The sequence below is a fragment of the Halovibrio sp. HP20-59 genome (assembly GCF_033052795.2).
Lineage (GTDB): Bacteria > Pseudomonadota > Gammaproteobacteria > Pseudomonadales > Halomonadaceae > Vreelandella.
Genome location: NZ_JAWJUW020000005.1, coordinates 73,556 through 95,006, shown reverse-complemented (window position 1 = coordinate 95,006; position 21,451 = coordinate 73,556). Strand labels below are relative to the sequence as shown.

Below are 21,451 nucleotides of genomic sequence, written 5' to 3'. Positions count from 1 at the left end.
TTGCATTCGCGCCCGGTTATACCGGGCGCTGAGTTAGCGCGAGCCGGACCCCAAAGGCAATCAACACCGTGCCAGTAGCGGCGTTTAAGGTTTGCGCAAAACGCGCGCTGGCCAACCACCGGCTGGCGCTTCCCACCATCAAAACAACGCTAATTTGCCAAATATTAGCGATTATAAAGTGTACCCCTGCTAACCATAGCGACTTCAGCAATACCGGGTCGCTCGGCGCGATGAACTGAGGCAAAAAGGCCATATAGAACACCACCGTTTTAGGGTTCAGTACATTGGACAAAAAGCCTTCTTTGACAGGCTGCCAGCGAGAGCTGGCTGAAGTACCTTCCAGTACGCCATTAACCGGTAGCGGCTGACCACGCCTTGCCGCCAATAAACTGGTAACACCCAGCCAGATCAAATAACCCGCCCCCACCAACTTCAGCGCATGGAACGCCCAGGCTGATTGCAGCAGGATGAGAGAAATCCCCAGTGCGGAAATAGTCGCATGGATAAACAGGCCACAGCAGATAGCAACGCTGGTGGTTACACCATCGCGAATGCCCCCGCGCGCCGTATTGCGAATCACCAGCAGCGTGTCGACCCCTGGGCTAATCGTTAGCAGCGTGATCGCCACCAGAAAAGAAACAAACTGCGCATCGATAAAACCAAACTGGGCCATATGAGCCTGCTCGCAATCAAAGAAAAAATCTTAGCAATGTCGCTGGACGACAGCGGTGTTTACATCTAGAGTAATTATAGCGGGTCAACAATTGAGTTGCCCGTGATTACTAAGCAAGTTAAGGAAACAGAAAATGGCAACTGGCACCGTTAAGTGGTTCAACGATACTAAAGGCTTCGGCTTCATCTCTCCTGATGACGGCGGAGACGATCTGTTCGCCCACTTCTCCGAAATTCAAGCTGAAGGCTTTAAGACCCTGCAAGATGGTCAAAAAGTCAGCTTTGAAGTGACTCAGGGTAAAAAAGGCCTTCAGGCTTCCAACATCCGCCCCGCTTAATTGCGAACGGATGGACAAAGGCCCGCTTATGCGGGCCTTTTTTATTGGCGATTATCATGGTCGCTTTAGGGATCAACCCCCACTCTGAGACTCTCCGCTAACACCCGTTCCGCGACTGTCTTCACCGGTTTCCAGTTCGCCGGGCTCCAATACGGCTCCGCTTTCAGGATCTCGACTTTCCAGCTCTTGAAACTGCTCTTCAAGACGCTGCTCCGCTTCTTCAAAGCGACGCTCGGTTTCCTCAATTAGGGCATCTACATCGGTAGACTCCAGGCCATCTTCTAGGGGCGTCCGCTCGGGCACACTGCTCTCAGCCTCCCAGCTAGACGAGAAGTCTTCGTCCTCGGTTGGCTCTAAGGAAGGCACCTGCTGCTCTACCTCTTGAAACTGCTCTTCCAGACGCTGTTCGGCTTCTTCAAAACGGCGTTCGGTTTCGGCGATCATCGCATCCACATCGGAACGGGTCGCCTCGCCAGGCATGGCACTCTCCTCATCGAGCACTTCGTCAGGATCAGCAGCCAGCGTCTCCTCCCCAGCGTCAACGTCTTCAGCAGGAGCGGTAGCCGCATCGGCACTTTCCGTTCCACTACTGTCAGCATCACTGTCTTCACGCATGGCCTCAGCCTGTTCAAGCTCTTCAGCGGCTTGTGCCTCGATGTTGTCTTCCACGTCGTCAGCGCTTGCTTGCGTGTTTTCGGCCGCAGTCGAGGCTTGTTCTTCCTCACCTACCGTTTCGCCATTAGAAACCGTCGCGCTTTCATCGTCGGATGACGCGGCGGGCTCCTCCTGGGAGTCCCCACAGGCACTCAACATCAGTGCCAGGGCGGCGAGTGCAGGTATCCATATACGATTAGTCACTTAATTTTTCTCCATATCAACAGTAAAACTTGGGTGCTCAACCATTAAGCCACATGGCTTGCCGACAGCAATGGGCAATCATCGGGTATTAGCACCCGCAGAGCGAGAGGCACCACTTCAGCACAAAAGTGTTCATAATGGCGCGCCTCACCATCCAACGTTAGCGGCCAAGCTTGTTCATTCGCCTCCGCCTTTACCGTCATTTTGGTCGTCGTGAAGTAGCGAACAAAGCGTCCATCGTAAGGAAAGCTCTGTAGCTCACTGATGAGCTTGGTCAATTCCGTAATCGATTTGAAGTCTTTGACCAGCAACACGTCCAATAGACCATCATCAAGCTTAGCGCGGGGGGCTAACACCTGCCCACCCCCCGACTGGCGGCCATTACCTAGCGCCAATAACAACAGTGATGTCTCCTCTTGTTTTTCATCCCAGTGCAATGAGCCGCGATAGCTACGGTGACGCCACGCTTTCAGCGCGCCCATTAACGAATAGGCGCCGCCACCCAGCATGCGTTTAAGGGTTTTCGGCGTTGACGAGGTTATTTCAGCGCCGAACCCGCCCGTGGTCGTATTGATATAATAGCTAGTAGACGATTCACCACCACGACCCGCCGACACTCGCACGACATCAATCGGGTGAGCTCTTAGCGTCATTGCCAACGCTAAAGCCGACCCAGGCTCCAGAGGCAGACCTACCGATGTCGCAAAGTCGTTGGCGCTGCCTAATGGCACAATGCCCAACGCCGGACGTTGATCATGGGGCAACCGCATTAAACCATTCATCACTTCGCTGACGGTTCCATCCCCACCACAGGCAATCACATGGGTGATATCCATTGCACCGCTTTGCTCGGCAATATCTTCCGCATCCCCTCCTTCCCAGGTGGCGCGGACAGAAATCAGCTTCCCTGCCTGGCGTTGTTCTTCGACTGCTTCACGCAATGCCAGATTCCCGGCCGATTTACCGTTGACAATCAGTAAATAATGCTGATGTGAGTCTGTCACTGTTGTTAATCCTTTCCTTGGTTAACCGCTTTAATCATCCCATCGCATTACTGCACTAGCGCCTTTTCGACCACTTCATACACATTGGCAGAAAGGGGCTGTTGTTTAATCCGCTCAAGTTGAGACCGCATTAATTCCTGACGGGTTTCATCAAAGCGCTGCCAACGCGTTAACGGAGTAATAAGTCGCGCGGCAATTTCGGGATTAAGCCGGTTGAGCTCAATCACCACATCAGCCAATAGTTGGTAGCCTTGACCATCGATGCGGTGGAAATTTACCCGGTTCTGAGCAAACGCCTCGATCAGCGCGCGAACCTTGTTGGGATTTTTGAGTGAAAAAGCGGGGTGCTGCATTAAGTACTTCACCCGTTCCAGCACGTCTGACTGAGGGCGCGACACCTGAATAGTGAACCACTGATCCATCACCAAGGGGTCGTGAGCCCACTTCTCGCCAAAGGCTTTCAATGCTGGTGAGGCGAGATCATCGCGGTCACTGTGCACCAGTAACGTGAGCGCCCGACGCACGTCGGTCATATTGTAGTCAGCGGCAAACTGCGCTTCACACAGTGCTAACCCCTGCTCGTCTTCAATCGACATCAAATAAGCAAGCGCGACATTTTTCAAACTACGCTGGGCGATTTGTGCCGGTGTCGGCGCGTATGACTCTTCCGACACATTCGCCTCATAGGTAGCCAGAAACTCATCGCGCAGGGCAACAGCTAACGACTGGCGCACAAATTCACGCGCAGCGTGAATGGCATCAACATCAACGATGGGTTGCTGCTCAGCAATATACGCTTCAGAAGGCAGTGTCAGCATCTCAGCCAAGACCGCCTTATCGTTCATTGGGCCGGTCAGCAATGCTTTAAAAGCATCCACAACGCGACTATCCATGACTTTTTCAACGCCGTTGCGATGAGCGGCAATCAGGTCTTCCAACGCCAGCAATGCTAATCTTTGACCAGCATCCCACCGATTGAAACCATCGCTGTCGTGGGTCAGCAAAAAGGCCAGATCTTCCCGGGAATAGGGGAAGTTCAGCTTAACGGGAGCAGAAAACTCGCGCAGTAATGAAGGTACCGGCGCTTCGGCAACGTCGGTAAAAACAAACGTCTGCTCGTCATCACGCAGGTGAATAACAGCGTCTTTACCGACCTTTTCGCCGTTGAGCGTCAGGGTTAGATCCTGGCCAGACTTAGTCCCCACCAGGCCCATACGGACGGGGATATGCAGCGGCTGCTTATTCGACTGCCCTGGCGTTGCCGGCGTGCGCTGATGTAGCGTTAGCTGGTATTCACCATGCACATAATCGTATTCGCCATGGGCGTCGATCTCGGGTGTGCCTGCTTGGCTGTACCAGCGCATAAATTGACTAAAATCTTCACCCGAGACCTCCGCCATACAGGCGACGAAGTCCTCAATAGTCACCGCCTGGCCGTCGAAGCGAGCAAAATAAAGGTCTGACCCACGACGAAAATTCTCCCAGCCGACCAAGTTGCGTAGCATGCGCACAATTTCGGCGCCTTTTTCATAAATGGTCAGGGTGTAGAAGTTAGTAATCTCAATAAAGTGGTCTGGGCGAACCGGGTGCGCCGTCGGGCTGGCATCTTCGGCAAACTGCGCAGTGCGGAAAAAGGATACATCCTGAATACGCTTGACCGGAGCAGAATTGGTGTCCGCCGAAAAGCATTGATCACGAAAGACCGTAAAGCCCTCTTTTAGCGAAAGCTGAAACCAGTCGCGGCAGGTGACGCGATTACCCGACCAGTTGTGAAAGTATTCGTGGGCGACTATGCCTTCCACGCTTTGGAACGCTGCATCGGTGGCGGTCTGGGGGTGGGTCAAGACCGCGGCGGAGTTAAAGATATTGAGGCCTTTGTTTTCCATCGCCCCCATATTGAAGTCGTTGACCGCCACAATCATGAACAGGTCCAGGTCATACTCGCGGCCATAGGTCTGTTCGTCCCATGCCATGGCGCGCTTTAACGAGGCCATGGCATGCTCAGTCTTGTCTAGGTTGTCTTTTTCTACCCAAATCTGCAGCGTGACATCCCGCCCACTCATAGTGGTGAAGTGATCTTCTACGCTATGCAGGTTGCCTGCCACCAGAGCAAACAGATAACAGGGCTTGGGATACGGGTCCTCCCAAGTAACAAAATGACGTCCGCCCTCCAATTTGCCACGCTCAACCGGGTTGCCGTTAGCCAGTAGGACCGGTTCACGCTGCTGATCGCCAATGACTGTGACCTTAAAGGTCGCCATGACATCCGGGCGGTCGGGATAAAAGGTAATTCGCCGAAAACCTTCCGCCTCGCACTGAGTGCAGTACATAGCGCTGGATTGATACAGACCCTCTAACGCCGTGTTCTCCTGCGGGGCAATTTCCACCTCGCTTTCCAACACGAACTGCTCGGGCACTTGCGCAATGCGTAGGCCTTGATCGTCTAGCGTATACGCAGAGGTATCCAGCGGCACTGCATCTATCGCCAGTGAGACCAGTTTTAAATGCTCGCCGTTTAGAACTAACGGTGCATTAGCGTCAGCCTCTGGGTGACGCTCTATCAACAGGCGCGCCTTCACGCGAGTCGCGGCGGGGTCAAGATCAAACGTCAGCTCGGCATGGGTAACCCGGTAGTCGGGCGGCTGGTAGTCGCTTAAATAAACCGGCTGCGGATCAGACATAGTGCGAGACTCCTGTATAAAACGAATACTGCTTAATTAAAGTAGTTGACATCACCGCTTAGTCGCGGAAGTTATCGAATTGAAGTGGCAAATCCGGCCCTTCTTCGCCGCGTAGTAACGCCATGACGTTTTGTAAATCGTCGCGTTTTTTACCCGTTACCCGTACCTTTTCGCCTTGGATTTGCGCCTGTACTTTTAACTTGCTGGCTTTGATGCGCTTGACCACATCTTTGGCTTCTGTGGGGTCGAGCCCCTGCTTCAGGGCAACTTCCTGGCGGGCTTTAACGCCGGAAAGCACCGGGTCTTGGATATCCATGCAGCGAGCATCAATCCCCCGAGCAATTAATCGGTTGCGTAACACGTCGAGCATTTGCTTGAGCTGAAAGTCGACCTCCGCCTCTAACAGAACTTTATCTTTTTCCAAAGTAAAGCTGGCATCGACACCTTTAAAATCAAACCGAGACTGCACTTCCCGGTTGGCTTGGTCGACAGCGTTAGCACCTTCGTGCTGATCGAACTCTGACACAATATCAAATGAGGGCATGATGTGATTCCTAACAAGACATGACCCCCTATTCTAGAGCAGCCAGCCCCCTACCGGCCAATTCTGTCGCTTAATGTTGGATTTCAGGGGGCATTATTAAGACAAATATTCACAGCAGCTGAAAAATATTTGTACAAAAATTGTCTTTAAGTAAGTCCATAGTGATGTTCAACCCACTGCGGATAGCTTAGGCTAGCGGTTTATAAAATGGATTATTGTTCAGCCTACTCTTTTTTACCTAGGAGATACCATGAGTGACCGCGATACCCGCCACAAAGCCTCCATGCAAAAGCTCAAGGCCCGCGTTGATGAGAAAGTCGCCAATGCCGATGAGCAGCGCGGTCTGATTATCGTTAACACCGGCAATGGTAAAGGCAAAACAACGGCCGCCTGGGGCACGGTTACCCGAGCGTTAGGCTATGGCTACAAAGTAGCAGTGGTGCAGTTTATTAAAGGGCTTTGGGAGTGTGGCGAACGCAACCGATTGGAGGAGGATGCCAATCTAGAGGTAGCAATAATGGCAACCGGCTTTACGTGGGATACGCAAAACCGCCAAGCGGATACCGACGCCTGCTTAGCGGTATGGCAAGAGGCCGAACGCATGCTGGCGGACCCGGACACCTATCTGGTGGTGCTCGATGAAATCACCTATATGCTCAAGTTTGGCTACCTGGATATCGCTACCGTCAAGCAGGCGCTAGAAAACCGCCCGACGGAGCAGACGGTGATTATTACTGGCCGCAACGCCCACCGCGAATTAGTCGACATGGCCGATACGGTGACCGAAATGCAGGAAGTGCGCCACGCATTTAACAATGGAATACAGGCGCGCCGGGGAATCGATTTTTAAATACGAACCGTTAATGCAAAAGGGGCAACGAAGTTGCCCCTTTTGCTATCTGCTCACTAATGACCCGCTTGAACCGCTGCTAGCTATCTAAAACCAATCTTAGCTATCGAACGGGTTGCGCAGCACGATGGTTTCCATACGGTCAGGGCCAGTGGAAATAATATCAATGCTGGTACCCACCTGCTCTTCAAGGAAACTGATGTAAGCGCGAGCATTGGCAGGTAAATCCTCTACCTTTTTAGCGCCCAGGGTCGACTCTTTCCAGCCTGGCAGGTCCTGGTACAGCGGCTCAATGGCTTCGTAACCTTCCGAATCCACCGGGTTATCCAGTACGTCGCCATCTTTGCTGCGATAGCCAACGCAAACGCGGATATTTTCCAGCCCATCCAGTACGTCAAGCTTGGTCAAACAGATACCGGAGACCGAGTTGATCTGTACTGCGTGACGCAGTGCCACGGCGTCAAACCAGCCGCAGCGGCGCGCCCGGCCAGTGGTGGCACCAAACTCGTGACCACGCTCGGCAAGGTGACGGCCATCGACGTCAAATAGCTCGGTGGGGAACGGGCCTGAACCAACGCGGGTGGTATACGCTTTGGTAATACCCAGCACGTAGTCTAAATACAGCGGGCCAACACCCGAGCCTGTGGCCGTGCCGCCTGCAGTAGTGTTGGAGCTGGTTACATAGGGATAGGTACCATGATCGATATCTAACAACGAGCCCTGTGCACCTTCAAACAGGATATTCTCACCGGCTTTACGCAGGTCGTGCACCATGCTGACGGTGTCACATACCATGGGACGCAGCTCTTCGGCCATCTGCATCGCGGTATCCAGTACTTCTTGGAAATCCACCGCAGGCTCGCCATGGTAATTCACCAAGACAAAATTATGGTAATCGAGCACTTCTCCCAGCTTTGAGGCAAAGCGCTCGCGGTGCAGCATATCGCCTAGGCGTATACCACGACGGGCAACTTTATCTTCGTAAGCAGGACCAATACCTCGGCCGGTAGTGCCAATTTTGGCAATACCGCGGGCTTTTTCACGGGCCTGATCCAAGCGCACGTGGTAAGGCAGAATCAGCGGGCAAGCGGGCGACAGGCGCAGACGCTCACGTACCGGCACACCCTTGGCTTCCAGCTCACGAATCTCTTTGATCAAGGCTTCCGGCGAAAGTACCACGCCATTGCCAATCACACAGGTTTTGCCTGGGCGCAGAACACCAGAGGGAATCAGGTGGAGGACGGTTTTTTCACCGTCAATCACTAGCGTATGACCCGCGTTATGGCCACCCTGAAAACGTACTACGGCGGAGGCTGACTCGGTGAGCAGGTCAACAATCTTACCTTTGCCTTCGTCACCCCATTGGGTGCCCAGCACTACAACATTCTTACCCATTATGATGCACTCGTCTCATGTGTCAGGGCCGTTGGCTGCCAACGACCATCGATAAGCTCAAGACGGCGGTCACAGTCATGCTCCGCCGGCCCAGTACGCTGCCCTGGCAGCGCTTGTATCACGCGTTCCCCTTGCTCACGCAGTGCGACCACGGCAGCGTTGAGCGACTCATCTTGCTGGGCAGGCGCCCAGATCCCTCCATGCCTTGGTGATGGCAACGCCAATGACGCCAACTGCTTCAAATCCATCGAAAAGCCGGTGGCCGGGCGGGCGCGACCAAAGGCTCTCCCGGTATCGTCGTAACGTCCACCCTTCGCAAGCGCATGTCCGTAGCCCGGCACGTAGGCTGCAAACATCATCCCCGTGTGGTATTGATAGCCACGCAGTTCTGCCAAGTCAACGTATAACGAAACGTCAAAGCGTGCCGACACACCCTGATAAAGCGCATCCAACTGATCCAGCGCCGCGGTGACTGACGCCGGTGCACCCGCAAAACGCTCTCGCGCTTGGCTTAAAACATCCGCGCCACCGTGCAGTTCGCCCAAAGCTAACAACATATCGGCGGTTGCCGGGTCGCTTACACTGGCATTGACAAGCTGCGCCAACTGGCTAGGCGACTTCAGCGCCAGCGCCTCGAATAGCGCACTCTCTTGTTCGTCACTGAGCGCTGCCGCCTCGGCAAGGCTACGGTAAATACCGATATGCCCCAGCGCTAAATGAATCTCCTCGGCGCCCGCTGCCTGCAGACTGGCCAGAGCCAAGTGAATAATTTCACCATCAGCTTCAAGCCCGGCATGCCCAAACAGCTCAGCACCAACCTGCACGGGGCTACGCCCACCTTGGTGTTGGTCTGCTTTGGCACGTAACACGTTAGTGCAGTAGCACAGGCGTACCGGCCCCTGACGCTTTAGCGAGTGGGCATCCATACGCGCCACCTGTGGCGTAACGTCTGCCGAAGCGCCCATCATACGGCCGGTTAACTGATCGGTTAGCTTAAAGGTTTGGAGATCAAGATCGGTACCGGTGCCAGTCAACAAGGAGTCCAAAAACTCCGCCGGCGGTGGCATTACCTGATCGTAGCCCCAGCGATGATAGAGATCGAGCAGCGCACGGCGCAGCTCTTCCATGCGGCTTGCCTGAGGCGGAAGTACCTCATCCATGCCGTCGGGCAATAGCCAGCGGTCAGCGATGGTCATGTGAACAATCCTGCAAGACGATAAAGGCCCAAGCCCATTTAGGCAGTAACGGCACTTGACCATTGACTGCATAAGCGTTGAATAAGGGCCACAAAAAAACCGGGCGACGCCCGGTTAATAAATTCTATCACGTTTATTGGCCGGATAAACCCCGCTTGGCAGTCAGTAAACCAAGGCGGGGGAGAGCGGTCAGTGACGAATTACTCGCTGTCGTTTTCTCGCTCTGGATTGCGCAGGTAGCGGAAGAATTGACTATCCGACTCCAAGACCATCATATTGCCATCGTCAGCGAAGCTTTCGCGATAGGCATTCAGGCTACGCCAGAAAGAGAAGAATTCCTGATCCTGACCGTAAGCCTCTGAGAAGATCGCAGCAGCTTGTGCATCACCCTCACCGCGCAGTGTCTCAGAACGCTCGTTGGCCTGGGCAAGCAAGACTTGACGGCGACGATCCGCATTGGCGCGAATACGCTCGGCCTCTTCCTGACCTTGGGCGCGCCATTCACGAGCTTCACGCTCACGCTCAGAACGCATGCGGTCAAACACGGCCGCCGAAACATCTTGCGGCAAATCAATGCGCTTGATACGAATATCGCGAATCGCCACACCCAGCTCGTCGCGCATTAACTCGTCAAGCTCTGCAGTAGGGCCGGTCATCAGATCATCGCGACGCTCGGCGATAATCTCCTGAAGATTAAGGCGACCAAATTCGTTACGCAGGCTTTCATCTACCCGCGGCTGAATCAGACGGATCGCCATTAACTCATCACCCGCCGTTGCTTCGTAGTAGCGAGTAGGGTTAACCACCTGCCACTTGACGTAGGAGTCGACGATCACCGCTTTCTGCTCAAGGGTCAGATAACGGCTGGTATCAGTATCCAGTGTCAGCAAACGCACATCGAATTTACGAATCGTCTGCGCGATCGGCACTTTGGTATGTAAACCAGGCTGAATGTTCTCTTCGATGACCTCACCAAAACGCAGTTTCACAGCGCGCTCGGTTTCATCTACCACGTACAAAGTGTTGCTCGCCAACCACGCCACGGCGGCTAGACCACCAACAATTAGCAGGGATCGATTATTAATCATTTACCGGCCCTCCCTGCGGATAGAGCTACTGTTGTTACTGGATGAAGAACTGCTGCCCTGTGTATTGCGCAAGCGATCAAGCGCGGCGGGATCTAGCGACTCGTCGCTATTAGCCTCATTACTAGAAGATGAGCGCTGGCTGCTACCACGCAGCTGATCCAGCGGGAGATACATCAACGGGGCGTTATCGCTTACATCAAGCAATACCTTCGGCGTATTACCAAAGACTTCTTCAATCGCATCCAGGTACATCCGCTCGCGCATGATGCCCGGTGAGTTGCGGTACTCGGTCAACAGCGAGTTAAAGCGGTTAGCTTGACCCTGGGCTTCAGCAACCACTGACTCACGGTAACCTTGACCTTGTTCAACTACACGCTGGGCCTGACCTTGCGCTTCAGGAATTATCGCGTTGGCATAAGCGATACCTTGGTTGATGGTACGCTGGCGATCTTCTCGGGCCCGGATAACGTCATCAAAGGCGTCAATTACGGGCTCAGGCGCCGAAGTAGACTCAATGTTGATGGTTTGCAAACTAATACCGGCACCATAGTTGTCGAGATAGGATTGCAAGCGGCTAGACACCGAGCTACCCAGAATCTCACGGCCCGAGGTAAGGATATCGATCATATCGGTACCGCCGACAACGTGGCGCAACGCCGAATCCAGCGCATTTTCAATCGAGACAGCAGGGTCACGCACGTTAAGGACAAAATCGCCTGGGTTAGCCACTTGGTACTGAGCAGAGATTTCCACCTCGACGATGTTTTCATCGCGGGTCAGCATCGACTGAGTCTGTGACAACGAGCGAACACGCGTCACATTGACCATACGCACTTCGTCAATCAACGGCGGATTCCATTGCAGGCCGGGGTCTACGACGCCCTGAAATTCACCAAAACGCAGCACGACGCCACGTTCAGATTGGTCGACTAAGTAGAAGCCCATGGCGGCCCATACCGCCAATGCGGCAACAATTAGCAAACCCGGTAGGGCGAAAGGATTGCGGCTTTTACCGCCACCACCGCCACCGGTTTTTTTGCCGCCGCCTTTCTTACCGCCACCTAGCATGCTATTTAGTTTATCTTGAAACTTTTTGAGCGCTTCATCCAAATCGGGAGGGCCTTGGTTGTTGCCTCCTTTATTGCCACCGTTATTTCCGCCACGGTTGCCATCGCCGTCGTTTCCACCGCGTCGGCCGCCACTGCTCCAAGGGTCGTGCTGATTGCCACCACCAGGCTCATTCCAGGCCATACTTCGTCTCCACTAAGGTATTCACTAACGCCAGTGGCGTCGCGATTAAACGATGCCACCACGTTTTGATATTATTGCTATATAAATCTTGTACCATATTTATACTAGATAGCATACTGCAGCGTACTAGAAAACACCGTGGATAGACTACCACTCATCGGTCTCACGCAGCGCTTCAGGTAAATAGGTATTGGCTCGCTCACCCAGCTGCGCCATCAACTGGTTAAAATCGCGGCGCGGCAATCGTACGTCCAACACCGAATGTCCCTGCTCGTCAAAGTCTTCCTCACGAACGGCATTCAACTCATGCAGGCCAGCGCGCAGCTTACCTTGCTCAGGGTTTAGTGTCAGCGAAAAGCCAATGACATCATTTGCCAAGCGTTCAGAAAGCGCCTCGTGCAGCAGCTCAAGACCCTGCCCCTGCTGAGCTGAAAGCCAAACAACCTCTGGAACACCCTGCCCGTCGCGCTCAATGCGCGGCGAACTGTCCAGTTTATCAATTTTATTCATGACTTTAAGCACCGGCACATCATCGGCACCGATCTCTTTGAGCACCAACTCTACCTGCTCAACGTTCAGCTCGCGGTCTGGGTCTCCCGCATCAATCACATGCACTAACAGGGTAGCTTCGGAGGCTTCCTGCAGCGTGGCTTGAAACGACTCGACCAGCTTGTGCGGCAAGTGACGAATAAAGCCCACGGTGTCCGCCATCACCACGGGGCCAACGTCTTCAATTTCAAGCCGCCGTAGCGTGGGGTCCAGGGTCGCAAACAGCTGGTCAGCGGCGTACACCTCGGCATTGGTCAACGCATTGAACAGCGTCGATTTACCGGCGTTGGTGTAACCTACTAGCGATACACTGTGAATCTCGGCGCGCGAGCGGGCACGGCGATTTTGGTCGCGCTGACTGCGGACTTTATCCAGCCGTTTATGAATCGATTTGATCCGACCTCGCAGCAGGCGACGGTCAGTTTCAAGCTGAGTCTCGCCTGGACCACGCAGACCAATCCCGCCTTTTTGGCGCTCAAGGTGCGTCCAGCCCCGCACAAGGCGGGTCGACATATATTCAAGCTGAGCAAGCTCAACCTGCAGCTTACCTTCGTGGGTTCGTGCCCGCTGGGCAAAAATATCGAGAATTAAACCGGTCCGGTCAAGCACTCGACACTTAAGCTCTTGCTCAACGTTGCGCTCTTGAGAGGGACTTAAACTGTGGTTGAAGATGACCAATTTTGCCTCGTGAGCAGCGAGCAATGCACGCAACTCTTCCAACTTGCCTGACCCAATAAAGGTACGCGAATCAGGGCGATGGCGGCTAGCGGTGAGTAGAGTCGCAGGCTCTGCACCAGCAGAGCGTACGAGCTCTAAAAACTCACCCGGGTCTTCACGTTTTTGTTCATCATGAAAATCGACGTGAACAAGAACTGCCGTTTCACCGGCGTCTGGGCGTTCGAAAAACAATCAATACCTCGTGGAATCTCTTGCTTATCCAGTGGTGTTAAATCTCCGCATCTTGCTCTGCCGGGTCTTGCACAGGCAAACGTACGTTACGAGATGGCACAACCGTGGAAATAGCGTGTTTATAAACCATCTGACTAACGGTATTGCGTAACAAAATAACAAACTGGTCAAAGGATTCAATCTGGCCCTGCAACTTAATGCCATTGACCAAAAAAATAGAGACCGGAATGCGCTCTTTACGCAAAATATTCAAGTACGGGTCTTGAAGGGACTGCCCTTTGGACATGTTGCTCTCCCTAAAACTGTCGTTGGGGTTAATTATCAATGGCGCGCCCTACTGGTGCTGCGCCGCACTATTCTTTACTGCCCGAAAGGCCAAGTGTTGCCTGAAAGGCCTAGTGTTACCCGAAAGGCCAAGCTAATAGCCCGGTCGAAAACACGCTTACTAAACACTATCCTAGAAGACTATCTTACGCTATGCGCTGCTTTCACGCACGAATTTCAGTACCTTATCCAGCGCGTCTGACCGTTGTGAATCTACCCACGTAAGCTCGGGCCAGCTTCTTAACCAGGTTAATTGTCGCTTGGCAAGCTGACGTGTGGCAATCACGCCGCGCTCAACAAGCGTGGCGTAGTCGTAGCTATCTTCCAGGTATTCCCACACCTGACGATAGCCAACGCTTTTCATCGACGGCAAACCTAAATGTAAGTCATTACGCTTTTTGAGGGCGCCAACTTCATTTATCAAGCCCTGTTCCAACATTAGTTTAAAACGCTGCTCAATACGACGATGCAAAAGGCTACGATCACTGGGTGCCAAGGCTATCGACAACACGCGCCATGGAAAGGTTTCCGGCTGCTGTTCAGCCCATAGTTCACTCATCGGTCGCCCACTGGCGTAATAGACTTCTAGCGCGCGCATCAACCGCTGCGGATCATTGGGGTGAATGCGCTGAGCCGATACAGCGTCCACTGCCGCCAACGTTTTATGCAACGAAGCAAGCCCTTGCGACTGCCACCGTGCCTCTAGTCGCTGGCGAATGGCAGCGTCCGCTGAAGGCAAATTGGCAACGCCTTCGATCAAGCGCTTGTAGTAGAGCATTGTGCCCCCTACTAATAAAGGCACGTTACCCGTCGCGCTGATTTGTCGCATATGGCTTAGTGCATCTTGGCGAAAATCGGCCGCTGAGAAGGGCTCTGCTGGGTCGCGAATATCGATCAAGCGGTGGGGCGCGCGGGCAAGCTCCGCCGCGCTGGGTTTGGCACTACCAATGTCCATACCACGGTACACCATGGTTGAATCAACACTAATCAACTCATGACCTAAACGCTCGTGTAGCGCTATCGCGGCATCGGTCTTACCGGCGGCCGTCGGGCCCATCAAAAAAATCGCCCAGGGGCGGGTATCAGCCATGCACGGTTCCATCAGGTAAGAAAAAGGGTGATTACTGATCGTGCCGCTATTGTCCGCGCAAGAACAGCCGATCAAGCGCTTTTAGCCCCATCTGGGTCCAGGTAGGACGCCCGTGATTGCATTGATCGCTGCGCTCGGTGCGCTCCATATCGCGTAATAGCGCGTTCATTTCGTCAATGGTTAGCCGCCGATTGGCACGTACGCTGCCATGGCATGCCATGGTCGAAAGCAGCTCATGCAACCGTGCCTCGACTTGATGGGTACGCCCGTAGCGCGCCAGCTCTTCCAGCATTTGACGCACCAGCGCCTCAGGATCAGCCTGAGCAAGTAAAGCGGGTAGTTGGCGTACCAGTAGCGTCTCTGGCCCGGCGATATCCAGCTCAATACCCAGCTTGGCAATTGCCTCTTGCTCGCTCTCGGCGGTGGCCACTTCGGCCCGGCTAGCGGCAATGGAAACGGGCACCAGCAGCGGCTGGGCATCCAATCCCGTGGCAGCAGCCAGCTGGTTTTTCATGCGCTCATAAACGATCCGCTCGTGGGCGGCGTGCATATCCACCAGCACAAGCCCCTCGGCGTTCTGGGCCAAAATATAAATGCCGTGCAACTGCCCCAGCGCAAACCCCAGCGGTGGTGGCGCAGTGGGGTCGTTGTCGGGCATCGCCAGGGGCGCTTCACGCACCTCACTACCTCGCTCACCGGGGCCACTCGACTGAGGCGTTAACAGCGTTTCTTCGTGATCGGGGTGCAGCGCCTGATAGCCTTGCATAAAGCGGCGCACGCGCTCGGCACCGGGGTGGCGATCCGGCGAGTGGGTCAGGGCAATCCCCTGCTGCTGCCAGCGGGGCTGTTCGGCGCCCACTTCTGAAACCGCGCCCTGTGGCGATGCGCCTGACGTATCGGCTAAATCGGCATCGCCCTCTTTAGTACTCTCTCCTGAGCCCTCTCCTGAACTCTCAGCGGGCTTAGCGGACGCTAGAGAGTGATGAAGGCTGGAGTAGAGAAAATCGTGAACCATACGACCATCACGAAAGCGCACTTCATGCTTGGTAGGGTGAACGTTAACGTCCACAACGTCTGGATCAAGCTCCAGATAAAGCACAAAGACCGGATGGCGGCCGTTAAACAGCACATCGCGATAGGCCTGACGCACTGCGTGGGCGACTAAACGATCACGTACCACGCGTCCGTTAACAAAAAAGTACTGCTGGTCAGCCTGAGAGCGCGAGTGGGTGGGCAGGCCTACCCAGCCACTTAGCCGTAAACCGCCCGCTTCGCGCTCAATATAGCGGGCGTGTTCGATAAAGTTCTTCCCCAGCAGTGAGGCAATCCGCCGCTCGCGAGCCGCCGCCGAATGCCCCGACGGAAGCTGATGGATCACTTTTTGATTGTGGCGCAGCACCCAAGCGATGTCATAGCGTGATAACGCCTGACGGCGAAATGCCTCTTCAACATGGGCAAATTCGGTTTTTTCAGTGCGCAGGAACTTGCGCCGGGCGGGGGTATTAAAAAACAGGTCGCGCACGCCAACGCTGGTACCCCGAGGGTGTGGTGCTGGGGTTACTCGTGCGTCCATGCCTCGCCCTTCCGCGACCACCCGCCAACCGTAACGGGGATCGTCTTCGGCGTTTGAGACCAGCTCCAGCCGTGAGACGGAGCTGATTGAGGCTAGCGCTTCGCCGCGAAAGCCTAACGAACTAACGCCCTCTAAGTCCTCCAGGCTACCAATCTTACTGGTGGCATGTCGGGCCAGGGCCAGCGGCAAATCCTCTTCACCGATGCCAATACCGTCGTCGCGCACCTTAATCAGCCGCGCGCCCCCCTGCTCAATTTCCACTTCAATGCGCTGGCTACCCGCGTCAATAGCGTTTTCAATCAGCTCTTTGGTCACCGACGAAGGCCGCTCAACCACCTCGCCAGCGGCAATCTGGTTAGCCAGCCGAGGATCAAGCACATGAATACGCGGCGCAGTAGCGGTTATATCAGTCAACTCGGCACCTCATGAACGGGGAATTTGTAACACTTGACCAACGCGAATCACGTCGCCGTTAATATCATTGGCCTGCTTCAGCTGATTTACCGGCACACCATGGCGCACGGCAATCGCCGACAAGGTATCACCCGATTGAATCCGGTACTCATTCCCCGAAGGACGGCGCTGATTATCGCGCTGCCAAGCAAGCAGGCTGGCAGGTGGCGGATAGCGTTCAAAATGCTCACGCAAGCCACTAAAAATAGCTTTCGAAAGCCCCGACTGGTGCACCGGATCGCGTAGACGACGCTCCTCATCGGGGTTAGAGATAAAGCCAACCTCAATCAGCAGCGAGGGAATATCGGGTGATTTCAGCACCATAAATCCGGCCTGTTCAACCCCTGATTTGTGCAGCCGATTAATTCGACCTAACTGCTCTAACACCTGCCCTCCGATCGACAGCGAGTCATTGAGCGTGGCGGTCATGGTCAAATCCAACAATACACCGCGCAGCACCTGATCTTTATCACGTAAAGAAAGGTTCCCATCGACACCACCGATTAGATCGGAGCGGTTCTCGCTATCCGCCAGCCACTGAGCGGTTTCCGAGGTTGCACCACGTTGGGAGAGCGCATACACCGAGCTACCTTGAGGGCGCGGGCTGGTAAAGGCATCGGCATGGATGGAAACAAAGAAATCCGCCTTCTGTTCACGGGCTAATGCCGTACGTTGACGCAGCCCTATGTAATAATCGCCATCCCGGGTTAACACCGCTTTGAACCCATCGGTACCGCTCACTTCAGCGGCTAGCCGACGGGCAATTTCCAGCACGACGTCCTTTTCTCGAGTACCTGAGGGGCCAATCGCCCCAGGGTCCTCACCACCATGACCAGCGTCGACGGCAATAATAATATCGCGCCTTGGGTGAGCCCTGGCTTGCTGCACTTCTACTGCGTCGTCCGGTGTCGACGCGCTTCCCGGCACCTGCTGCAGCGCAGTCGCCTGGCGCTGGGACTGAACCTCCTGATCCCGGATCATTGCCTCAATAGGGTCAATCGGGTTCTCAACGGCGCTCTCTCCGGGGTATTCAAGATCGACCACTAGGCGATGCCCATATTGATCATTGGGCCGCAAGGTAAAATGTCGCGGCTGTATTTCCCGGTTGAGCTCAAGCACTACACGCAAACCGCCGCCATCGCGAACGCCGGTACGCACCGAGGTAATCGCACTGTCATGTAGTGGCAGCGTGCTTGGGTCGGTGTCTATTTGGGTGTCATCTAAATCGATCACCAAGCGTGCAGGGTTCTCAAGCGAAAACACGTTGGCGTCTGTCGCAGCAGATAAATCAAACACCAGCCGCGCATGATCTGGCGCTGCCCAGAGGCGCATGCTGTCGACTGTAGAGGCTTGGACGTTAACCGCCACAAGGGCAAAAAAACTGGCGACTACGAGGCGACATACACTGGCCACTGTGCCCTTCATTTCCATTGAATTACACCGTTTCCCAGCTGTTCAGAGGTCACTTTGCTATGCAATAAAGTTAGCAAACGCTGGCCGTTATCACTACAGCCCGTTAACGAGATGAGCCGACCCTGAGGCGCCATCTCCAGCACCAGACGAAGATCAGGCGCTGGTAGCCACCCTTCGCCACGGCTGGGCCACTCAATAATGCTGAGCGCCTCATCGGCGAGTACGTCGCGACCGCCGATAAATTCAAGCTCCTCAGGGTCAGTCAAGCGATACAGATCTAAATGATAAACGCGCAGAGTTCCCAGCTCATAAGGTTCAACTAGCGTATACGTGGGGCTTTTGACCGCACCATGATAACCATAAGCGCGCAGAATGCCCCGCGTTAGGGTGGTTTTACCGGCCCCTAATTCGCCTTCTAGATAAACCCGCCCACGTGCTTGCAATACGTGCCCTAAGGCTTCGCCAAAGGCGACCTGGGCCTCTTCGTTATTTAATTGCACCTGCATAGGGCTGCCTTCACAGATTGATCAGTAGTCGCGCATAGGATGCCAGATCGCTAGCCAGCAGGCCACGCTCACCTTCTTCCGCGGCTGCACGATCAGCGGCTAGCGCATGCACCATGGTAGCTAGCCAGGCGCTGAACTCGACGTCACTGCGCTGGGCGATCAGCGACCCCAGCATACCGCTGAGCACATCGCCCATGCCGCCGCTGGCCATACCGGGATTGCCGTAGGGACAAACGACTAGCCCGCCAGGACCAGCAATCAAGCTACCCGCGCCCTTTAAAACCACCACGCCGCCGCGAGCGCGTTGAAGCGCCAGGGCAGCGGCGGGACGGTCGTCTTGAACCTCCGCCACGGAACAGCCCAACAGCCGCGCGGCCTCGCCAGGGTGCGGGGTCAACACCCAGTTTTCACGCTGAGTGTCCGGCCACTGGCTGGCCAATAAATTAAGCCCGTCGGCGTCGACCACCAGCGGCGCCTCTGACTGCAGCGCGCCTTGTAGCACCGCCTGCCCCCAGGCGGCTTGGCCAAGACCTGGCCCTACCACTACCACGTCCGCTGACGCTGGCAACTCGCCTAAATCAGCGCCGCCGCGTACGCCGTGCGCCATTACTTCAGGGCAGCGTAGCAAACTGGCGGTAATATGCTCGGGGGAAGTCGCCAGGCTCACTTTGCCTGCGCCCATCCGCGCAGCCGCTTGGCATGCCAGCAGCGCTGCACCGCCCAAACCGGGGGCGCCACCCATCACTAGCACGTGACCCATGTCGCCCTTGTGACTGGTGCGTAAGCGCGGGGAAAACGCCTCTGCCAGCAGCGAATCATCAAGCCGCCAAGCGGTGGGAAAAATGTCGAAATAGGCCTGAGATTTGACGCTCAGAGGGCGAAAATCGATCTCACCCGTGTAGGCTGGCGCATCACCGGTGTGCAAGCCGATTTTATCGCCGATAAACGTCACCGTGCAGTCGGCCTTTACCGCCACGCCCGGTGCGGCTCCCGTATCAGCCACTAAGCCCGAAGGGATATCAATCGACAGTACCGGGCGACGCGCGGCATTGATCATTTCAACCGCGCGGCGAAAGCGTCCCGCTACTTCGCCAGTCAAGCCCGTTCCCAGCAACGCATCAACAATCACTTCACCGGTTAATTCAATACCGGCGTGCCAGTCCTCGCAGCCGACGCCCGCCGAGGTGGCCAACTGTGCGGCACGTGAGGCATCGCCGCTTAGCTCTTCAAGGGGCTTGAGTGCTATTCGTTGTACTTTTAGCCCTGACTGCATGGCCAACGCCGCCAGCACATGACCATCGCCACCGTTATTACCGCCCCCACACATCACGGTTAAACTACGTGCCTGCGGCCAGCGTGAACGGAAGCTATGCCAAGCACTTGATGCAGCGCGCTGCATCAACGCAAAACCGTCGATACCACCGGCAATGGTGCGTCGGTCAAGCTCGCGCACCTGGGCAGCTTTGTATAGAGGGCGTAATGTGGAAGTATTGGGGACCGTCACGATCTCTCCTTGCGCATATTTTGATGGCTGCTAATGCGTTAGCATAGCGCGCTTAACGCCTTGCCGTTGACTCACTTGTAGACCAACTTATTTGAAGACCAACTTATTTGAAAAACCATGCCGGATTCCACCGCCTTTGCACGTTCTAGCGACGTATTTTCTGACCAAGCGCTTGCTCGTCTTGCCGACCTGATCAAAACCTGGGGCCGCGAGCTCGGTTTCCAGCAAGTGGGCATCACCGATACTGAGCTCTCAAACCATGAAGCTCACCTCGACGCCTGGATCGAAAAAGGTTACCACGGCGAAATGGGCTTTATGGCCAAGCATGGCACCAAGCGTACGCGACCCGCCGAGCTTGAGCCTGGAACGCAGCGTATTATCAGCGTGCGCATGGACTACCTACCCGCCGAGGTCGAAAGCGCCAAGGTGCTCGGTCAACCCAGTCGCGCCTATGTATCGCGCTACGCCTTGGGTCGTGATTATCACAAGCTTATGCGCAAACGGTTAGCCCAATTAGCAAAAAAAATAGAGTGCGAAGTCGGCCGCTTTGGTTACCGCGCGTTTGTCGATTCAGCGCCGGTCATGGAGCGCGCCCTGGCGCAAAAAGCCGGGCTTGGTTGGTTCGGCAAAAACGCCATGCTGCTCAACCCTAAAGCGGGATCGCTGTTCTTTCTGGGCGAACTGTATACCGACCTGCCGTTACCCGTCGATGCGCCGTTTACCGAAGAACACTGCGGCAGTTGCAGCGCTTGTCGTACCGCCTGCCCCACCGGCGCTATCGTCGATGATAAAGTCATTGACTCGCGCAAGTGCATTTCTTATCTCACCATCGAACTGGATGGCGCGATCCCCGTTGAGTTTCGCCGCGCGATAGGTAACCGTGTCTACGGCTGCGACGACTGCCAGCTGGTATGCCCGTTCACTCGCTTCACCCGCATTACGCAAGAAAATGACTTTGCACCGCGCCACGACCTGGATCGCGCATCGCTTATTAGCCTGTTCGCCTGGAGCGAAGCGGAGTTTCTGGACAAAACCGCCGGGAGCCCAATCCGGCGCATTGGTTACCAGCGCTGGCTGCGCAATATCGCTATTGGCCTAGGCAATGCGCCCTGGAGCGAAGCCGTAGAAGCCGCACTATGGTCACGCAGAGCCTACCCCAGCGAGCTAGTCCGTGAACACGTCGCCTGGGCACTTGAAGAACAGCGCGGGAAGCGCGTTAAACGTATTGCCACTGACGCCGCCGCTTCTTAGCT

Annotated in this window: 19 protein-coding genes; 3 read left to right on the top strand and 16 right to left on the bottom strand. The window is 55.1% G+C overall.

The features are described 5' to 3' along the window. Positions 1–16: 16 nt before the first annotated feature. Entirely contained in the window at positions 17–673 is a 657-nt protein-coding gene (locus RZA33_RS07635; protein WP_317507257.1) for a LysE family translocator, read from the bottom strand. A gap of 133 nt (positions 674–806) precedes the next feature. Between RZA33_RS07635 and RZA33_RS07630 the strand changes: the two genes are divergently transcribed. After that, positions 807–1,010, top strand: coding sequence for a cold-shock protein (locus RZA33_RS07630; RefSeq protein WP_007114660.1), 204 nt, complete (start codon positions 807–809; stop codon positions 1,008–1,010). A gap of 72 nt (positions 1,011–1,082) precedes the next feature. Here the strand turns inward: RZA33_RS07630 and RZA33_RS07625 are convergent, their stop codons facing one another. The 4 genes from RZA33_RS07625 to RZA33_RS07610 are packed head-to-tail and all read right to left on the bottom strand — an operon-like array spanning position 1,083 to position 6,097. Beyond that, positions 1,083–1,868: a hypothetical protein gene (locus tag RZA33_RS07625; RefSeq protein ID WP_317507256.1), complete on the bottom strand. Its 786-nt coding sequence runs from the start codon at positions 1,866–1,868 to the stop codon at positions 1,083–1,085. Between the two features lie 44 nt (positions 1,869–1,912). Further along, positions 1,913–2,872, bottom strand: coding sequence for a lipid kinase YegS (yegS, locus tag RZA33_RS07620; protein ID WP_317507255.1), 960 nt, complete (start codon positions 2,870–2,872; stop codon positions 1,913–1,915). 47 nt (positions 2,873–2,919) lie between these two features. Next, the gene (gene pepN, locus RZA33_RS07615; protein WP_317507254.1) at positions 2,920–5,553 is read right to left on the bottom strand and encodes an aminopeptidase N; all 2,634 of its coding nucleotides are present in this window, start codon (positions 5,551–5,553) and stop codon (positions 2,920–2,922) included. Between the two features lie 58 nt (positions 5,554–5,611). Beyond that, positions 5,612–6,097, bottom strand: a complete 486-nt coding sequence (locus RZA33_RS07610) for a YajQ family cyclic di-GMP-binding protein (protein WP_317507253.1) — start codon at positions 6,095–6,097, stop codon at positions 5,612–5,614. Between the two features lie 250 nt (positions 6,098–6,347). Between RZA33_RS07610 and cobO the strand changes: the two genes are divergently transcribed. After that, positions 6,348–6,947: a cob(I)yrinic acid a,c-diamide adenosyltransferase gene (gene cobO / locus RZA33_RS07605; RefSeq protein WP_317507252.1), complete on the top strand. Its 600-nt coding sequence runs from the start codon at positions 6,348–6,350 to the stop codon at positions 6,945–6,947. 99 nt (positions 6,948–7,046) lie between these two features. Here cobO and RZA33_RS07600 read toward each other — a convergent pair whose 3' ends face one another. From RZA33_RS07600 to RZA33_RS07550, 11 genes are all read right to left on the bottom strand, one after another. Beyond that, entirely contained in the window at positions 7,047–8,342 is a 1,296-nt protein-coding gene (locus RZA33_RS07600) for an adenylosuccinate synthase (protein ID WP_317507251.1), read from the bottom strand. Next, the gene (locus tag RZA33_RS07595; RefSeq protein WP_317507250.1) at positions 8,342–9,538 is read right to left on the bottom strand and encodes an ATP phosphoribosyltransferase regulatory subunit; all 1,197 of its coding nucleotides are present in this window, start codon (positions 9,536–9,538) and stop codon (positions 8,342–8,344) included. The genes RZA33_RS07600 and RZA33_RS07595 overlap by 1 nt, the downstream gene beginning before the upstream one ends. Before the next feature lie 200 nt (positions 9,539–9,738). Continuing rightward, entirely contained in the window at positions 9,739–10,626 is an 888-nt protein-coding gene (gene hflC / locus RZA33_RS07590; protein ID WP_317507249.1) for a protease modulator HflC, read from the bottom strand. Beyond that, a complete protein-coding gene (hflK, locus tag RZA33_RS07585; RefSeq protein WP_317507248.1) occupies positions 10,627–11,877 on the bottom strand; it encodes an FtsH protease activity modulator HflK in 1,251 nt (416 codons plus the stop codon). 147 nt (positions 11,878–12,024) lie between these two features. After that, positions 12,025–13,335 (bottom strand): ribosome rescue GTPase HflX, encoded by a 1,311-nt coding sequence (hflX, locus tag RZA33_RS07580; protein ID WP_317507247.1) that lies wholly within the window; start codon positions 13,333–13,335, stop codon positions 12,025–12,027. A gap of 37 nt (positions 13,336–13,372) precedes the next feature. Beyond that, entirely contained in the window at positions 13,373–13,621 is a 249-nt protein-coding gene (hfq, locus tag RZA33_RS07575) for an RNA chaperone Hfq (protein ID WP_317507246.1), read from the bottom strand. Positions 13,622–13,810: 189 nt separating this feature from the next. After that, on the bottom strand, positions 13,811–14,749 hold the full coding sequence (gene miaA / locus RZA33_RS07570; RefSeq protein WP_317507245.1) for a tRNA (adenosine(37)-N6)-dimethylallyltransferase MiaA: 939 nt from the start codon (positions 14,747–14,749) through the stop codon (positions 13,811–13,813). Positions 14,750–14,795: 46 nt separating this feature from the next. Continuing rightward, a complete protein-coding gene (mutL, locus tag RZA33_RS07565) occupies positions 14,796–16,727 on the bottom strand; it encodes a DNA mismatch repair endonuclease MutL (RefSeq protein ID WP_317507426.1) in 1,932 nt (643 codons plus the stop codon). Between the two features lie 18 nt (positions 16,728–16,745). Next, on the bottom strand, positions 16,746–18,206 hold the full coding sequence (locus tag RZA33_RS07560) for an N-acetylmuramoyl-L-alanine amidase (protein ID WP_317507244.1): 1,461 nt from the start codon (positions 18,204–18,206) through the stop codon (positions 16,746–16,748). After that, the gene (gene tsaE, locus RZA33_RS07555; RefSeq protein WP_317507243.1) at positions 18,197–18,694 is read right to left on the bottom strand and encodes a tRNA (adenosine(37)-N6)-threonylcarbamoyltransferase complex ATPase subunit type 1 TsaE; all 498 of its coding nucleotides are present in this window, start codon (positions 18,692–18,694) and stop codon (positions 18,197–18,199) included. Before tsaE ends, RZA33_RS07560 begins: the two co-directional genes overlap by 10 nt. A 10-nt stretch (positions 18,695–18,704) precedes the next feature. Then, complete coding sequence (locus RZA33_RS07550; RefSeq protein ID WP_317507242.1) at positions 18,705–20,198, bottom strand: NAD(P)H-hydrate dehydratase; 1,494 nt, start codon at positions 20,196–20,198, stop codon at positions 18,705–18,707. A 117-nt stretch (positions 20,199–20,315) separates the two neighbouring features. On the opposite strand from RZA33_RS07550, the gene queG reads away from it, so the two are divergent. Beyond that, positions 20,316–21,449 carry a tRNA epoxyqueuosine(34) reductase QueG gene (gene queG / locus RZA33_RS07545; RefSeq protein WP_317507241.1) on the top strand — a complete coding sequence of 378 codons (1,134 nt, stop codon included), beginning with the start codon at positions 20,316–20,318 and terminating at the stop codon, positions 21,447–21,449. Positions 21,450–21,451: the final 2 nt, after the last annotated feature.

Excerpts from the sequence above, each read along its gene's own strand:
- tsaE (WP_317507243.1), bottom strand. The coding sequence starts at position 18,694 with ATGCAGGTGCAATTAAATAACGAAGAGGCCCAGGTCGCCTTTGGCGAA.
- RZA33_RS07630 (WP_007114660.1), top strand. The coding sequence starts at position 807 with ATGGCAACTGGCACCGTTAAGTGGTTCAACGATACTAAAGGCTTCGGC.
- cobO (WP_317507252.1), top strand. The coding sequence starts at position 6,348 with ATGAGTGACCGCGATACCCGCCACAAAGCCTCCATGCAAAAGCTCAAG.
- RZA33_RS07610 (WP_317507253.1), bottom strand. The coding sequence starts at position 6,097 with ATGCCCTCATTTGATATTGTGTCAGAGTTCGATCAGCACGAAGGTGCT.
- hfq (WP_317507246.1), bottom strand. The coding sequence starts at position 13,621 with ATGTCCAAAGGGCAGTCCCTTCAAGACCCGTACTTGAATATTTTGCGT.
- RZA33_RS07560 (WP_317507244.1), bottom strand. The coding sequence starts at position 18,206 with ATGGAAATGAAGGGCACAGTGGCCAGTGTATGTCGCCTCGTAGTCGCC.
- RZA33_RS07600 (WP_317507251.1), bottom strand. The coding sequence starts at position 8,342 with ATGGGTAAGAATGTTGTAGTGCTGGGCACCCAATGGGGTGACGAAGGC.
- RZA33_RS07635 (WP_317507257.1), bottom strand. The coding sequence starts at position 673 with ATGGCCCAGTTTGGTTTTATCGATGCGCAGTTTGTTTCTTTTCTGGTG.
- pepN (WP_317507254.1), bottom strand. The coding sequence starts at position 5,553 with ATGTCTGATCCGCAGCCGGTTTATTTAAGCGACTACCAGCCGCCCGAC.
- hflC (WP_317507249.1), bottom strand. The coding sequence starts at position 10,626 with ATGATTAATAATCGATCCCTGCTAATTGTTGGTGGTCTAGCCGCCGTG.
- hflK (WP_317507248.1), bottom strand. The coding sequence starts at position 11,877 with ATGGCCTGGAATGAGCCTGGTGGTGGCAATCAGCACGACCCTTGGAGC.
- miaA (WP_317507245.1), bottom strand. The coding sequence starts at position 14,749 with ATGGCTGATACCCGCCCCTGGGCGATTTTTTTGATGGGCCCGACGGCC.
- queG (WP_317507241.1), top strand. The coding sequence starts at position 20,316 with ATGCCGGATTCCACCGCCTTTGCACGTTCTAGCGACGTATTTTCTGAC.
- RZA33_RS07595 (WP_317507250.1), bottom strand. The coding sequence starts at position 9,538 with ATGACCATCGCTGACCGCTGGCTATTGCCCGACGGCATGGATGAGGTA.